This is a genomic window from Flavobacterium sp. PS2, assembly GCF_046250155.1.
GTDB lineage: Bacteria > Bacteroidota > Bacteroidia > Flavobacteriales > Flavobacteriaceae > Flavobacterium.
This window is the reverse complement of record NZ_CP176426.1, coordinates 780,087-794,861: the sequence shown is the minus strand read 5'-3', so window position 1 is coordinate 794,861 and position 14,775 is coordinate 780,087. Positions and strand designations below refer to the sequence as shown.

The 14,775-nt window shown below is 34.6% G+C and carries 12 protein-coding genes; 10 read left to right on the top strand and 2 right to left on the bottom strand.

The genetic code is table 11. The annotated features are described in order from the left end of the window. Positions 1-10 precede the first annotated feature (10 nt). The 7 genes from ACJ6WR_RS03365 to ACJ6WR_RS03335 all read left to right on the top strand — a co-directional run bounded on the left by ACJ6WR_RS03365 (position 11) and on the right by ACJ6WR_RS03335 (position 9,748). A complete protein-coding gene (locus tag ACJ6WR_RS03365) occupies positions 11-3,085 on the top strand; it encodes a TonB-dependent receptor (protein WP_086894892.1) in 3,075 nt (1,024 codons plus the stop codon). A 10-nt stretch (positions 3,086-3,095) separates the two neighbouring features. Further along, positions 3,096-4,571 carry a RagB/SusD family nutrient uptake outer membrane protein gene (locus ACJ6WR_RS03360; protein ID WP_409417049.1) on the top strand — a complete coding sequence of 492 codons (1,476 nt, stop codon included), beginning with the start codon at positions 3,096-3,098 and terminating at the stop codon, positions 4,569-4,571. Positions 4,572-4,582: 11 nt separating this feature from the next. Next, on the top strand, positions 4,583-6,139 hold the full coding sequence (locus ACJ6WR_RS03355; RefSeq protein ID WP_409417048.1) for a hypothetical protein: 1,557 nt from the start codon (positions 4,583-4,585) through the stop codon (positions 6,137-6,139). Positions 6,140-6,153: 14 nt separating this feature from the next. Continuing rightward, a complete protein-coding gene (locus tag ACJ6WR_RS03350; protein ID WP_409417047.1) occupies positions 6,154-7,815 on the top strand; it encodes a family 16 glycosylhydrolase in 1,662 nt (553 codons plus the stop codon). An 86-nt stretch (positions 7,816-7,901) separates the two neighbouring features. Next, positions 7,902-8,660 (top strand): family 16 glycosylhydrolase, encoded by a 759-nt coding sequence (locus tag ACJ6WR_RS03345; protein WP_409417046.1) that lies wholly within the window; start codon positions 7,902-7,904, stop codon positions 8,658-8,660. Positions 8,661-8,967: 307 nt separating this feature from the next. Beyond that, entirely contained in the window at positions 8,968-9,552 is a 585-nt protein-coding gene (locus tag ACJ6WR_RS03340) for an RNA polymerase sigma factor (protein WP_039112632.1), read from the top strand. 52 nt (positions 9,553-9,604) lie between these two features. Then, entirely contained in the window at positions 9,605-9,748 is a 144-nt protein-coding gene (locus ACJ6WR_RS03335) for a hypothetical protein (RefSeq protein WP_165572092.1), read from the top strand. A 91-nt stretch (positions 9,749-9,839) separates the two neighbouring features. Here ACJ6WR_RS03335 and nth read toward each other — a convergent pair whose 3' ends face one another. Further along, positions 9,840-10,517 (bottom strand): endonuclease III, encoded by a 678-nt coding sequence (gene nth / locus ACJ6WR_RS03330; RefSeq protein WP_323489105.1) that lies wholly within the window; start codon positions 10,515-10,517, stop codon positions 9,840-9,842. Between the two features lie 330 nt (positions 10,518-10,847). Here nth and bcp point away from each other — a divergent pair, with 330 nt between their 5' ends. Beyond that, positions 10,848-11,300 carry a thioredoxin-dependent thiol peroxidase gene (bcp, locus tag ACJ6WR_RS03325; RefSeq protein ID WP_035624919.1) on the top strand — a complete coding sequence of 151 codons (453 nt, stop codon included), beginning with the start codon at positions 10,848-10,850 and terminating at the stop codon, positions 11,298-11,300. Between the two features lie 640 nt (positions 11,301-11,940). On the opposite strand, the gene ACJ6WR_RS03320 is transcribed toward bcp, so the two are convergent. Further along, the gene (locus tag ACJ6WR_RS03320) at positions 11,941-13,401 is read right to left on the bottom strand and encodes a TonB-dependent receptor (protein ID WP_039112636.1); all 1,461 of its coding nucleotides are present in this window, start codon (positions 13,399-13,401) and stop codon (positions 11,941-11,943) included. A 95-nt stretch (positions 13,402-13,496) separates the two neighbouring features. Here ACJ6WR_RS03320 and ACJ6WR_RS03315 point away from each other — a divergent pair, with 95 nt between their 5' ends. Further along, positions 13,497-14,261, top strand: a complete 765-nt coding sequence (locus ACJ6WR_RS03315) for an MBL fold metallo-hydrolase (protein WP_409417045.1) — start codon at positions 13,497-13,499, stop codon at positions 14,259-14,261. Positions 14,262-14,273: 12 nt separating this feature from the next. Beyond that, positions 14,274-14,774 (top strand): hypothetical protein, encoded by a 501-nt coding sequence (locus ACJ6WR_RS03310; protein WP_409417044.1) that lies wholly within the window; start codon positions 14,274-14,276, stop codon positions 14,772-14,774. The last annotated feature ends 1 nt before the right edge of the window (position 14,775 follow it).

The window sequence follows — 14,775 nt, the reverse complement described above, 5'->3', positions numbered from 1 at the left end:
CTAACTAATTATGAAATCTAGATTATTACTAATGGTATTGTTACTGTTTACATCTTTTGCGTTTTCGCAAGCCTTTGATGTAAAGGGAACTGTACTCGATGGCTCAGGTTTATCATTGCCTGGCGTAAATGTAAAAGTTAAAAGTTCGTCACAAAGTACAACCACCGATTTTGACGGATCTTTTAAGTTGTTAGGTATCCCAAAAGGAACCACAATTGTTTTAAGTTATATTGGTTTTCGAACACAAGAAGTTGTGGTTTCAAGCAGTATAATTACTGTAAAGATGAGCGATGATGCCAGATCGCTTGATGAAGTTGTTGTATTAGGATACAGCAGTAAAAAGAAAAGAGATGTAACAGGAGCAGTTTCTATTGTATCTAGTAAAACTATCGAAGATTTACATCCTATTAAAGTAGAGCAAGCCTTGCAAGGAACCGTTGCAGGTGTTAGCGTTACTGCACAATCGGGTTCTCCGGGAGCAGCTATGGATATACATATTAGAGGTGTTGCCACCAATGGAAATAATGCTGCAACTGTATTTATAGATGGATATCAGGGAGATTTGAGTATTTTAAATCCTAATGATATAGAGTCGATTACGGTTCTTAAAGATGCGCAAGCAGCAATTTATGGAGTATTAGGAGCTAACGGAATTGTTTTGGTAACTACAAAAACGGGTAAAAAGAATTCTAAAACCAAGGTTTCTTTTAATTCCTCTTTTGGTACACAGGAAACAACCAAAAAGATGTCAGTATTAAATGCTACAGAATATGCATTACTACTAAATGAAAGTTATGCCAATGGCGGACAAACATTGCCTTATCCTAATGTTTCGGGTTTAGGAAAAGGAACAGATTGGCAAGATGAAATTTTTAATCCGGCTCCTATAATTAATAATGATATATCAATATCAGGAGGTTCTGATAAAATCACATATACATTTAGTGGATCTGATTTAAGCCAACAAGGTATTATTGGAGGTTCTAAATCTGACTTTAAAAGAAATACAGCAAGATTGTCTTTAGGAGTCGATTTATCTAGTAAAATAAAACTACAAACCAATATTATTTATACTTACCTAGATAGAGATTCATTAAATGAAAACGGATTGGGTTCTGTGCTTTTTAATGCTATAAATACACCTTCGACTTTACCAGTTCGTGACCAAAACGGGAATTATACATTAGTTCCTAGTACACCAGGTTACGGAGTCGAAATTATTAATCCGCTTGCACAAATAGAGAATACATACAATGACTATAAATTAAAAAAACTGAACGGGAGTGTTAGTCTTACTTATGATGTAACCAAAGAGTTTAAACTTACATCACGTATCGGATTTAATACAGGAAATAGTATTAGGAAAAACTTCTCAAAACAAATAAGTTATGGAGGAAAAGTGTTTGATATTTCCCGAAGCAGTGTTACTCAAAACACAGTAAACGATAATGATTATACCTACGATTTTTTGGCAGAGTATAAAAAGACACTTTTTGACAGTCATAACATCAAAGCAATTTTTGTATCAACAAGTTATAAAACTTGGGGATCAGGACTTGGAGCAACAGGTTATGATGTACCTAATAATTCATGGCAATATGCCGATATAAATCTGGCTAAAGGAACAAGCCCAGCTGGAGGTCGTGATGTTTCGTCTTATAACTACGATGAAAGAAGAATCTCTTATGTTGGAATTTTAGAATATGATTTTAAAGGAAAATACCTTTTTAGCGGAGTTATCAGAAGAGATGCTTCGACCAAATTTGGACCAGATAACAGAGTAGCATTCTTTCCATCATTTACTGGGGGATGGGTAGTCTCTGAAGAATCATTTTTAAAAGATAACAGTTTCATTAATTTCTTAAAACTAAGAGTAAGTTATGGTGTTTTAGGAAACGACTTAATCCCTAATAATGGTTATGCAGGATTGCTAGATGGAGAAGCGACTTATGTATATAATGGAGCTTTAGTAAACGGAACCGCAATTGGGGCGTTACCAAATTCAAAATTGCAATGGGAAGAAGCTAAAAAGTTTGATGTAGGATTAGATTTTCGATTATTTAATGAAAAAATAGACTTTACAGCAGATTATTTTATAGATACACGTGATAACTTATTAATCCCAAGAATTCCAGTATCGGCAATAACAGGAGTTTATGCTCCGGGAGCTTCTCCGCCTACTATGAATGCAGGTTCGGTAAGAAACAAAGGATTTGAGTTTGCTATTAATTACAAAGACAAAATATCTGATAGTTTTAATTTTAATATCGGATACAATATAACAACCATCAATAATGAAGTTTTAGAAGTAGCAAATAGCACAGGTTATACCGATGCAGGAAGTTTTGGAGTAGGGCAACCGCTACCTCCGTCAAGAATGGAAAAAGGACAGCCAATAGGTTATTTTTATGGATATAAAACTGATGGAATTTTCCAGAACCAAGCCGAGATTGCAGCGCATCCATCGCAAGCAGCTTTAGGTTCGGTTACAACAGCTCCAGGAGATATTCGCTATAAAGATTTAAATAATGATGGTGTAATAGATAGTAGAGACAGAACCAACATTGGGGATCCAATTGCAAGTGTAATCATGGGATTAAATTTAAACTTTAATTACAAAAACCTTGACTTTCTTGCTTATTCCTATGCATCTATAGGAAATGATATGGTGAGAAATTACGAACGTACACTTACAGATGTAAATAAATCTAATTATGTTTTAGGAAGATGGACAGGTGAGGGAACAAGCAATACAGTTCCTAGAGTAACAACCGGAGCTACAAACAACACACTTTTCTCTGACTATTATGTAGAAGATGCTTCTTTTTTAAGAATCCAAAACGTGCAATTAGGCTATACATTAAACAAAGCATTCTCGGATAAAATCGGAATCTCAAAACTACGCTTGTATATGGGAGTAAACAATTTGTACACATTTACCAAGTACAGAGGTTTTGACCCAGCAGCTTTATCAGGACCATTAAATGCTGATAATGTTTCGCAATCGTCAGTGGGATCAGGAATCGATAACGGATTTTATCCAACACCAAGGATTTATACAATGGGATTAAATCTAAATTTTTAAAATTAAGAAAATGAAAAAGTATATTATAAATATAGGACTAGGAATCGTGCTTTTGGGAGCAATAAGTATTTCTTGTACAGATAGTTTTGTCGAGCGTGACCCAGTATATTCAATAGATTCCGAAAATTATTTTAATTCAGAATCAGATTATTACAATGCCTTAATTGGAGCCTACGATTTATTGCAATCCTCTTATGTAAATGTTTTATTGGGCGAGATAGCCTCAGATAATACATTTTCGGGAGGAGAAAGTGCCAGTGATGTAATAGGATTCCAGCAAGTAGATGATATGACACACACAGCTGTAAATAGTAATATAAAAGATGTTTGGAACTGGATGTTTGCGGGAGTTAATAGAGCAAGCTACATTTTAGAGTTTAAAGACAAAATAGACTTCCCAGGGAAAAATCAGATATTGGCCGAAGCTCATTTTTTAAGAGCATATTATCATTTTGAATTAGTAAAATGGTTCGGGGCTATTCCGCTAAACGGAGATAAGAGATTTAAACTAAATGATGAGAAAACAATTCCGCGTTCATCAGTTCCAGAAGTTTACGCTTCAATAGAAGCCGATTTGCTTTACGCAGTCGCTAATTTAAACCCAAATGCCCCAGAGGTAGGAAGAGCGACCAAAGGTGCAGCACAAGCACTATTAGGAAAAGTGTATTTGTATCAAAACAAATATTTGGATGCATCCAAAGTCCTAGATAAAGTAATCGAATCAGGTAAATATTCATTAGTGACAGATTACAATACAATCTTTGAAAACGCTGGAGAAAACGGAAGAGAATCTGTGTTTGAAGTACAATATAGCGATGCCGAAGGAGCAAATTTTGGATGTTTGCAATGTAGTGAAGGTAACGTAGCAGTAGGATTTAACGGAGTAAGAAACTATGTAGGACCATTTTTTGACTCGGGGTATAGTTTTAATGTACCAACTCCAAAAATTGCCGATGCATTTGAGGTAGGCGATAAACGTAAAGATGTTGCTATCCTGGATATTGTCGCTTGGGCTGCAGCCAATAATGCCACTTATGGAGTAGGATATAAACACACAGGATATTTTAACCGTAAATATTTACCACGCCAAGGCGATGCTAATATTGGGGATCAAAACCTGACAAATCCTAATAATTATAGAGCAATTCGTTATGCCGATGTGTTATTAATGGCAGCAGAAGCTTATAACAGAGGAGGATTAGACGATGCCAAAGCAAGAACATACTTAAACGAAGTAAGAAGACGTGCATTTGGAGATACAAATCATGATATATCGGCTTCAGGACCAGCCTTAACAGATTTTATCTGGTCGGAAAGAAGATTTGAATTTGTTGGAGAAGGACTTCGCTTTTTCGATTTAGTACGTACAGGAAAAGCAACACAAGAAATTGTGGGTTTTAAGGTTGGAAAAAATGAAATATTTCCAGTTCCTATCGAAGAGATTCAATTCTCAAACGGAAACTGGCAGCAAAATCCTCAATATTAAAAAATAGTATCATGAAAAAATTACATTTTATTATAAGTCTGTTCGTTTTAGCAATGGCAATAGGTTGTTCTAATGACAGTAGTGGCAGCGATGTCGATATCGATTCGGTTGGAGCACCAGTAAATATATCAGCACTTACAACAATTGCACAAGATAATTCAGGAAAAGTTACTTTTTTGCCCAAAGGCGAAGGAGTTACACAATATGAAATTTATTTTGGACACGGAGCCACACAGCCCGTTATTGTAAATCCAGGAGCTACAACTACACATACATATCCAGAAGGAATATATCAGGCAAAAATTGTGGCAATGGGAATTAATGGAAAAAAGACAGAAATAACACAAACACTTACAGTTTCATTTTTGGCACCAACAAATTTACAGGTAACATTAGCGCATGTAGTTGGCGATAATTTATCGGCATCAGTAAGCGCAAAAGCCAATTTTGAAACCTTCTTTCAGGTTTATTTTGGCGAAGACCCAAATGAAATTCCTGTTGATTTTATGGAAGGAGAAACAATTAAGCACACTTATGCAAACGTTGGGACTTATGAAGTAAAAGTTGTCGCTTTAAGCGGAGGAGTAGCAACGACTACACATACAGAATCTATTACAATTTCGAACCCAATTTTGCTACCAGTTGATTTTGAATCAGCTACATTAAATTATGCATTTAATAATTTTGGAGGAGCACTTACTGCTGTAGCCAATAATCCTAGTGTAGATGCCAGTAATGTAAGTGCAAAAGTGGCTAAACTAACCAAAACAGCAGGAGCAGAAGTTTGGGCAGGTTCATTCTTAGAACTAGGAGAACCGATTGATTTCTCTACATTGAAAAAAATCAGAATTAAAGCTTGGTCTCCAAAAGCGGGAATTGTGGTTAAAATGAAACTAGAGAATTTAACTGATTCAAATATAAATACCGAAGTAGATGTTACTAATACAGTGGCTAATAATTGGGAGGAACTTACATTCGACTTTTCGGCTGTAGATAATGCCAACAAATACCAGCGAGTAGTTCTTTTCTTCGATTTTGGTAATGCAGGAACAGGAGCCGATTATTACTATGATGACATTCAGTTAAGCTCCGGAGCAGAATCTCTAGTGCTGCCATTAACATTCGAATCGGCTACGCTAAGTTATGCTTACGGAAATTTTGGAGGAGCAACCACAGCAGTAATTACAAATCCAGAGAAATCAGGAATAAATACATCATCAACCGTAAGTGCTTTAACAAAAGGAAACGGATCCGAAGTTTGGGCAGGTTCATCATTAGCATTAGATACTCCGATAAATTTCTCCACATTCAAAAAATTAAAAATGAAAGTTTGGTCACCACAGGCAGGAATTATTGTAAAATTTAAATTAGAGAATCTAACAGACTCGAGTATAAACAAAGAGATAGATGCTACCACAACAGTTGCCGATGGTTGGGAAGAACTTACGTTTGATTTTGCAGGGATTGTAAACGCCAATAATTATCAGAGAATTGTAATATTCTGTGATTTTGGAAACAGCGGCACAGGCAAAACATACTATTTTGATGATATAAAACAATCCAACTAAAAATATAAGGAATCATGAGTAAAAAAATAATTATAAATATCGTGTGCATACTCACCATGCTTCTTATGGTAGGCTGTCAGGAAGATGATTTAAAATTTGGGGCATTACAAGCGCCAACAAACCTTGTAATTACTGCCGAAATTGTGGGTAAAACGGATGCAGATCCTAACGGAGATGGCTCGGGATTGGTAAAACTTGTCGCTACTGCAAATGATGCAATCTCATACAAGTACGCCTTTAGCGACGGTACATCGTTAAACTCGCCAACAGGTAAAACCGAAAAGCGATTTACCAAAACAGGATTAAATACCTATACAGTAACTGTAATTGCAACAGGAACAGGAGGGATACAATCAAGTACCTCGATAGAGGTTACCGTACAAAGTGATTTTAGCGATCCCGATGCAGTAACGTTCTTAACAGGCGGAACTTCTAAAAAATGGTATTGGTCAGCTTCAGAACCAGGACATCTGGGAGTTGGACAAAATGATGGCGACGCAACCAAGAATTATTATGCCAATTATTATACAGCAGGACCATTTGAGAAAGCAGCTTCACCAGCAAGTAGTTGTTTATATGATAATGTATTGACCTTTTCGCTAGACGGGGAACAAATAAAATACCAGCTGGATAACGGAGGAGCAACATTCTTTAATGCAGCTTTTGCAAGCGTAGCAGGAGGAAGTTCGCCAGACGATGCATGTTTAGCATACAACTCAAGCGGAACAAAAATAGTATCATTAAGTCCTTCAGAATCGGTTATTATGGGTAATCCAGACCATTTAACGCAAACAAGAGGAACAACAATGAATTTTTCTGATGGAGGATTTATGGGGTATTATATAGGTCAGAACTCATACGAGATAATCTCCATAACAGCAAACAGAATGGTTGTAAGAGCAGTTATGGGAGGTAATCCGGCATTAGCATGGTATCATATATTTACCACAACAAAACCTACGCAAGCGCCTCCTGCTGATTATACTACCTTAGTTTGGTCGGATGAATTTAATACTGACGGAGCACCAAATCCTGCAAACTGGGTAAATGAGTTAGGAACTGGTGACAGCGGATGGGGAAATAATGAAAAACAAAATTATACCAACAGTCCAAACAATGTAATAGTGCAAGGCGGAAGTTTAAAGATAACTGCCAAAAAAGAAGCTTCAGGCGGAATGGCATATTCTTCGGCACGATTAAAAACAGATGGTAAATTTAAATTCACTTATGGAAAAATTGAGATAAAAGCCAAATTACCAATAGGAGGAGGGACTTGGCCAGCAATCTGGATGTTAGGACAAAACTATGCAACAAGCACATGGCCAGCTTGCGGAGAAATAGATATTATGGAGCATGTAGGTAATAGCCAAAATCTGATTCATAGCACATTGCATTATCCAGGACATTCTGGCGGAGGCGGAAACACAGGTTCAACAACTATTGCAACAGCATCATCAGAGTTTCATGTTTACAAAGCAGTTTGGAGTCCGGAATCTATTAAGTTTTATGTAGATGATGCCTTGTTTCATTCTTTTGCCAATGATGCTACAACACCATTTAATAAAGATTTCTTTCTGATATTAAATTTTGCAATGGGAGGAAACTTTGGAGGAGTCATAGATCCAGCATTTACACAATCTACAATGGAAGTAGATTATGTAAGAGTATATCAATAATATAAAAGTTAAAGTTAGTCGGAGTAAGGAGGTTAGCGGCACATTTGCTAGCCTTCTTATTTTTAATGATAAATAAAAGAAATAAAATGAAGAGAATTTTAATCCTATTATTAATAGGTAATTTAAGTTTTGCACAACAAGCAAAAAGGAAACTGGTTTGGGAAGAAAATTTTAACGGAAAAACCCTAAACGAAACCGTTTGGAATTACGAACTCGGAGACGGTTGTCCTGATTTATGTGGTTGGGGTAATAACGAAAGACAAATTTATACCAAGACAAACCATCAATTAAAAGATGGAAGCTTAATTATTAATGCAAGAAAAGACGGAAACGTATATACATCAACACGTATTACAACCAAAGGCAAAAAAGAGTTTAAATACGGACGCATCGAAGCCAGAGCCAAATTACCAGTTGGTCATGGCCTATGGCCAGCATTCTGGATGTTAGGAGCAAATAAGGATCAGGTAAACTGGCCAAAATGTGGCGAAATAGATATCTTAGAGTATATAGGCAGAGATCCACACATGGTTTATACCACTTTGCACACCCAAGATAGCCACGGGAATACAATTAATACCAAGAAAACTGCATTTCCAGATATCGAAAAAGGATTCCATGTATTCGCAATAGAGTGGACAAAAGACAAAATCGACTTTTTTGTCGATAAAGATTTAGTGTACACATTCGAACCAAAAGATAAAACCGAAGATGTTTGGCCTTTTGATAAGCCATTTTATATATTAGTTAATCTGGCAATAGGAGGAAATTTTGGAGGACCTGAAGTAGACGATAAAGTTTTTCCACAAGATTTTATTGTCGATTATATTCGGGTATATCAGTAATTTAAGATTGCAAAAAAAAGAAGGTTAAATCGTAATTGCTTTATTTTGTGAGATTTAAGCTTCTTTTTTAACTGTTGTAACCAAAATGTTAATTTATTGTTTCTTGGTCTTTTTTTAGAAATCATTGACTTTATTTTAATGTTTCTCAGTTTTTTGTGTTAATTATTCTTAATTTAATTTGCTTTATAAAATATTTATTTGTTAAATTTGAACACTTAATTAACACTTTAAAAACCAGAAGCCTATACATTAAAATTACTTTTTAGAAAATTACTCCAATTCAAAACTAAAACTAAAAGGTAGTATTATGGCTAATCTGCAAATTCCTGACGCTCTATTGGTGAAGAACTATGTTGAAGGTAACGAAAGTGCCTTGTCAACATTAATAAAAAGACATGAATCTAAGATTTATGGATTCATATATTCAAAAATAGCAGACAGAGATATATCAAATGATATTTTCCAAGATACATTTATAAAAGTAATCAAGACATTAAAAAGTAATTCTTATAACGAAGAAGGTAAATTCCTTCCTTGGGTAATGCGTATATCACACAACTTAATTGTGGATCATTATCGAAAAAATAAGAAAATGCCAATGTATAGAGAAACCGAAGAGTTTTCGATATTCTCCATCATGTCCGATGATTCCTTAACGATAGAGAACAAAATGATTATGGATCAAGTTGAGGTTGATTTAAAAAAATTAATCGAAGAACTTCCAGATGATCAAAAAGAAGTACTCGTAATGCGTATGTATCAAGACATGAGCTTTAAAGAAATATCCGAAATAACTGGTGTAAGTATTAATACAGCATTAGGTAGAATGAGATATGCATTGATGAATATTCGAAAAATTATAGAAAAACATCAAATTATTTTAACTAATTAATATACTAAATTGAGCAATAGGTCGTTGTTATATAAAATAAACATTTATTAGCATGGCAAAAATTTACTCAAAAAAAGTGATGATTAGTAAAAATCTAAAACCAAACAAAGAAGTAGTTTCTTTTTTATTGAGCTATTCACAAGCCTTAACAGTAGTGAAAATCGAAGATAAAAGTTTTGAGATTATAGCTAATTAAACAGCCCACAGCAACTGTCGGATGTTTTGAAAGTAAATGAAATTAATCAAATTGGTCGTTTGATTAAAAAATCACTAAGGGCAATATGCAATTAGTGATTTTTTTGTTTTCTAGAAGACTGATTTTCGTAATACTCATCAATAACCGATTTTCTTCCAATAGTCTTTGTAATAATATCTTTGTCAAGATCCCATCCTCGAGCAGGCGAATATTCTCGACCGTACCAAATAATTTCAAGATGCAAATCATTCCAAACCTCCTCAGGAAAAAGACGTTTAGCATCCTTTTCGGTTTGAGTTACATTTTTTCCGTTAGATAAATTCCATCTATACATCAATCTATGAATGTGAGTATCTACAGGAAATGCAGGAACACCAAAAGCTTGCGACATAACAACACTTGCTGTTTTATGCCCAACAGCAGGCAATTCCTCCAGATATTCATAACTCTGAGGAACCTCTCCGCCATGTTTATCAATCAGGATATGCGACAAACCATAAATACCTTTAGCCTTCATAGGCGATAAACCACACGGACGAATAATATTCTGAATCTCTTCAACCGACATTTTAATCATATCATACGGATTATCAGCCTTTGCAAACAATATAGGCGTGATCTGGTTCACGCGAACGTCAGTACACTGAGCCGACAATAAAACAGCAATTAATAAAGTATAAGGGTCTTTATGATCTAGAGGGACAGGGATAGTAGGATATAATTCTTTTAACGTATTTATAACAAAAGTTACCCGTTCTTGTTTATTCATTTCCGTAAATTTAATCCCGTAAAAATAGTACAAATTTTATCATGAGCCTAATCCAGCTTTCCGTTACAACACCTCATTGTGGCAGTAACATTTTTAAGTATTCGCAAGAGCTTCCGCTGGTCGCTTTGCCAATACATAAAATGTAAACCACCACAATTCCAGGGTTTTCACTACAATCTGGGCTAACAAATCAAGAATTATGGCAGATGAGTTAGGAATTATAAGTCATGAATTATTTAAATTTGCTATCAAAATTCTAAGCGAGTCTAAAACTCTAAGTAGCCTAAGCCAGTCTAAGCCAGTCTAAAAAAAACAAAAATCTAAAATAAAATGACAACATTACAAATAGGAGATAAAGCACCAAATTTTTCAGGAACAGATCAGGACGGAAATACACATAAACTAGCTGATTATGCAGGCAAGAAATTAGTAGTATTCTTTTATCCAAAAGCAAATACACCAGGCTGTACAGCCGAAGCTTGCGATTTAAGAGATAATTACGAACGTTTTCAAGCAAACAATTACGCTCTTTTGGGAGTTAGTGCCGATGCACAAAAAGCACAAGCCAAATTCAAAGAAAAATACGATTTCCCTTTCCCATTATTGGCAGATGAAGATAAATCAGTAATTCAAGCCTTTGGAGTTTGGGGACCTAAAAAATTCATGGGCCGTGAATACGACGGAATCCATAGAACAACATTTGTAATCAACGAAAAAGGAATTATCGAAGATATAATCTCAAAAGTAAAAACCAAAGAACACGCCGATCAAATCTTGAAGTAGAGATTACTATTTCGGTTTTTAAACTCAGTTTTCATGAGGTCTTTGTCAAAGTTTTGAACTTTGACAAAGATTACCACTCGTTTTTTATTTGTTGAGGTTTAGTGTTTTACTCTCAGTTTTGTCATCCTGAGCGGAGTCGAAGGACAGTACGAGGATTTAAATTAGCCTGATAATTTTGCGTTAGTTTCTTTGTAAAATATATTTTTTCGAACTATTTTGGTTATAGCTCACGGTTTTAACTATAGCCCACGGTTTCAACCGTGTGGTACTGTGATAATACATTGCGCTCCAACGGTTGAAACCGTTGGCAATGTTTATAACATGTTATTTGTGTTGGGTTTTGGTTTGATTTATATCGACAGTTCAATATCGTTTGAATTTCTTTATATCAAAAAGACAAGATTGAGTAGATACTCTCAAACTTGTCACCCCGAGGCACGAGAGGTCTCCGCAAGAAACTCTATAATCTTTACTGAGTTACTCGTAGAAATTCTTTCTTTGTCAGAAAGACAAGATTGCGATTGTTTTGCGCGTAAACCAAGTCAAAAACAAAAAAGCATCAATCGTAAAATTGATGCTTTTTTTTATGTGTTCTGGGTCTTTGAACCTTTGTTTCTCAGAATCTTAGTTCCTCAGAAAACTAATTAGACTCTTTTAAAACTTTATTCGGTTCATAACCAAATAAGTGATGTTCTTTTATAATTTCGGCAATACCTACAGGAAGCATTGGTTCCCATCCAGGTTTTCCTTGACTAATCATTTTTAATACTTCTCTCGAGAATACTTCTAATGTATGAGGATCGAAATCGGCTACATCGACAACTTTACCATTGAATTTAAAGAATTTGTACAATTCTTTCATTCTAGGATGTACTTTTAAGTTAGTCGAATTCATGATAGTACCATCTTCATCAATCATAGGATATAAGAATACTTTCATATCGCGGTAGAATAATTTTCCGAAAGCTTCAAGAATTCCTCCACTTAAATGGCGGTAATATTTCTCATCAAAGATGTCGACTAAATTGTTAACACCCATTGCTAATCCCATTCGGGCTTTAGTATAATTTGCAAAATACTCAACAACTTTATAATATTCCTGGAAGTTCGAAATCATTACAGTTTGTCCTAACGAACAAAGTAATTCGGCTCTATCCATAAAATCGCGTTCATCGATTTCTCCATCAGAACGAAGATTAGATAAAGTGATTTCAAAAATTACAAGCGTATTGTCTTTTTCGACTTTATTTTCTTCGAGAAACATTTTTAATGATTTCTCGTACATATCCATATTAACCTTCGTTACAGGACGAAAACTCCCACGTAAGGCAAGAATATTCTTTTTGTATAATATCGCAGCAGGAAGGATATTTTTACCTTCAGGATTGAACATAACGGCATCAGTCATACCGTTTTTTACCAATTGTAAGCTAATCAATCGATTATCTACATCGGCAAAACGTGGACCAGAAAAGTTAATAGTATCAATCTCAAGCTGATCTTTATCTAAGTGATCATATAAATAACGAAGTAATCTTTTAGGATCATTGTATTTATAAAATGCTCCATAAATTAAGTTTACTCCAAGAATACCTAATGTTTCTTGTTGTAATCGAGCATCAGTTTCTTTAAAACGAATGTGAAGTATAATTTCATTATAAGCTTCATCGGGTTCAATTTGGTATCTTATTCCTACCCAACCATGACCTTTAAATTGTTTTGCAAAATCTATTGTTGCAACAGTATTAGCGTAGCTAAAGAAAAGTTTTGTAGGGTGTTTTTCTCTGCTTAAACGTTCTTCAATTATTTGCCCTTCAAGAGTTAACATTTTCTTTAATCTCTCTTCAGTTACATAGCGGCCATCACTTTCAATTCCGTAAATGGCATCACTAAAATCTTTGTCGTAAGCAGACATCGCCTTCGCAATTGTTCCAGACGAACCACCAGATCTAAAAAAATGTCTTACCGTTTCTTGCCCCGCACCAATCTCTGCAAAGGTTCCGTAAATATTTTCGTTTAGATTTATGCGTAGTGCTTTGTCTTTTATGGATGGTATCTGAGCGATGACTTTGTCACCTTTAAGTTTTATTTCTATACCCATTTTATTTTAAATATGGCTGATTTGTTACAAAGTTAGTAAATTAGGCTTCTAATGAAAGATAATTAATCCTATTTTTGTAAAAAAATAAAGTACAATTGAAGGTATATTTTTTAGGCACAGGCACATCACAAGGCATTCCGATAATAGGGGTAGATCATCCTGTATGCAAAAGTACTGACGCTAAGGATAAAAGGCTTCGAGTATCGATTTGGATTAGTTGGGATGACCATTCTTATGTTATAGATTGTGGTCCTGATTTCAGGCAACAAATGTTATCTTGTAACTGTCAGAAATTAGATGCAATTTTATTTACACATGAGCATGCAGATCACACTGCAGGTTTGGACGATATACGTCCGTACAATTTCAGACAAGGCGAAATGCCAATTTATGCACACGAGCGTGTTATTGGTAACTTAAAAAAACGTTTTGATTATGTTTTTGAAACCGTAAATAAATATCCAGGAGCACCATCTGTAAAAACAATCGAGGTTATTAACGATGAGCCATTTGCTGTGGGTGATAAAATGGCAATTCCAGTAAATGTTATGCACGGAGATTTACAGGTTTTTGGGTATCGAATTGATGATTTTGCTTATTTAACAGATGTAAAAACTATTGAAGAAGTCGAAATCAAGAAACTAAAAAACTTAAAAGTATTAGTGATAAATGCATTACGTGTTGAGCCACACGATACACATTTTAATTTGCAGGAAGCCTTAGATTTTATAACTTTGGTTCAGCCAGAAAAGGCTTATTTAACACATATTAGTCATGTATTAGGATTTCATGAAGAGGTACAAAAAACGCTGCCTAAAAATATTTTTCTAGCCTATGATAATTTAGAAATCACAATTTAATTACATTTAAAAATGAAAAAATCCCTATTGCTTTACCTTTTTATCATTGCGATACTTATGAATATATTTACCTATATGTTTTATAGTAAAGAAGTAAAGTTTGAACAGGAACGTTATGTTAAAACAACTAAAAAGCTTAGAGATAGCCTTAATTTAGTAGAAACTAAATTAAACGAAGCCAATTACTTTTCATTAGAAAATAATCAAAACGCCCAAAATTATTTTGATTCAGCAGATGCTTCTAAAACTATTCAGTACGAGAAACTAATTCCTATTGTTACTGAGAAATTAATGGATCTAAATGCGAATCCAAAAGGGAATCCATATACAGGACAAGACCAAATAGGCGCCAATAAATTTATCATCAATAAAGTTAAGGTTTTAAATCACAGATGGGTTATTGCAGACTTTAGTGATGGAGAAATATGGGGAGAAGTCTTGTTAAAATACTTTGTTAATAATGATGAAAGTATTACTTTTGAAGTAAATCAATCATTATTATACCAAAAATAGG

Excerpts from the sequence above, each read along its gene's own strand:
- bcp (WP_035624919.1), top strand. The coding sequence starts at position 10,848 with ATGACAACATTACAAATAGGAGATAAAGCACCAAATTTTTCAGGAACA.
- ACJ6WR_RS03350 (WP_409417047.1), top strand. The coding sequence starts at position 6,154 with ATGAGTAAAAAAATAATTATAAATATCGTGTGCATACTCACCATGCTT.
- ACJ6WR_RS03340 (WP_039112632.1), top strand. The coding sequence starts at position 8,968 with ATGGCTAATCTGCAAATTCCTGACGCTCTATTGGTGAAGAACTATGTT.
- ACJ6WR_RS03310 (WP_409417044.1), top strand. The coding sequence starts at position 14,274 with ATGAAAAAATCCCTATTGCTTTACCTTTTTATCATTGCGATACTTATG.
- ACJ6WR_RS03355 (WP_409417048.1), top strand. The coding sequence starts at position 4,583 with ATGAAAAAATTACATTTTATTATAAGTCTGTTCGTTTTAGCAATGGCA.
- nth (WP_323489105.1), bottom strand. The coding sequence starts at position 10,517 with ATGAATAAACAAGAACGGGTAACTTTTGTTATAAATACGTTAAAAGAA.
- ACJ6WR_RS03345 (WP_409417046.1), top strand. The coding sequence starts at position 7,902 with ATGAAGAGAATTTTAATCCTATTATTAATAGGTAATTTAAGTTTTGCA.
- ACJ6WR_RS03365 (WP_086894892.1), top strand. The coding sequence starts at position 11 with ATGAAATCTAGATTATTACTAATGGTATTGTTACTGTTTACATCTTTT.
- ACJ6WR_RS03320 (WP_039112636.1), bottom strand. The coding sequence starts at position 13,401 with ATGGGTATAGAAATAAAACTTAAAGGTGACAAAGTCATCGCTCAGATA.
- ACJ6WR_RS03335 (WP_165572092.1), top strand. The coding sequence starts at position 9,605 with ATGGCAAAAATTTACTCAAAAAAAGTGATGATTAGTAAAAATCTAAAA.
- ACJ6WR_RS03360 (WP_409417049.1), top strand. The coding sequence starts at position 3,096 with ATGAAAAAGTATATTATAAATATAGGACTAGGAATCGTGCTTTTGGGA.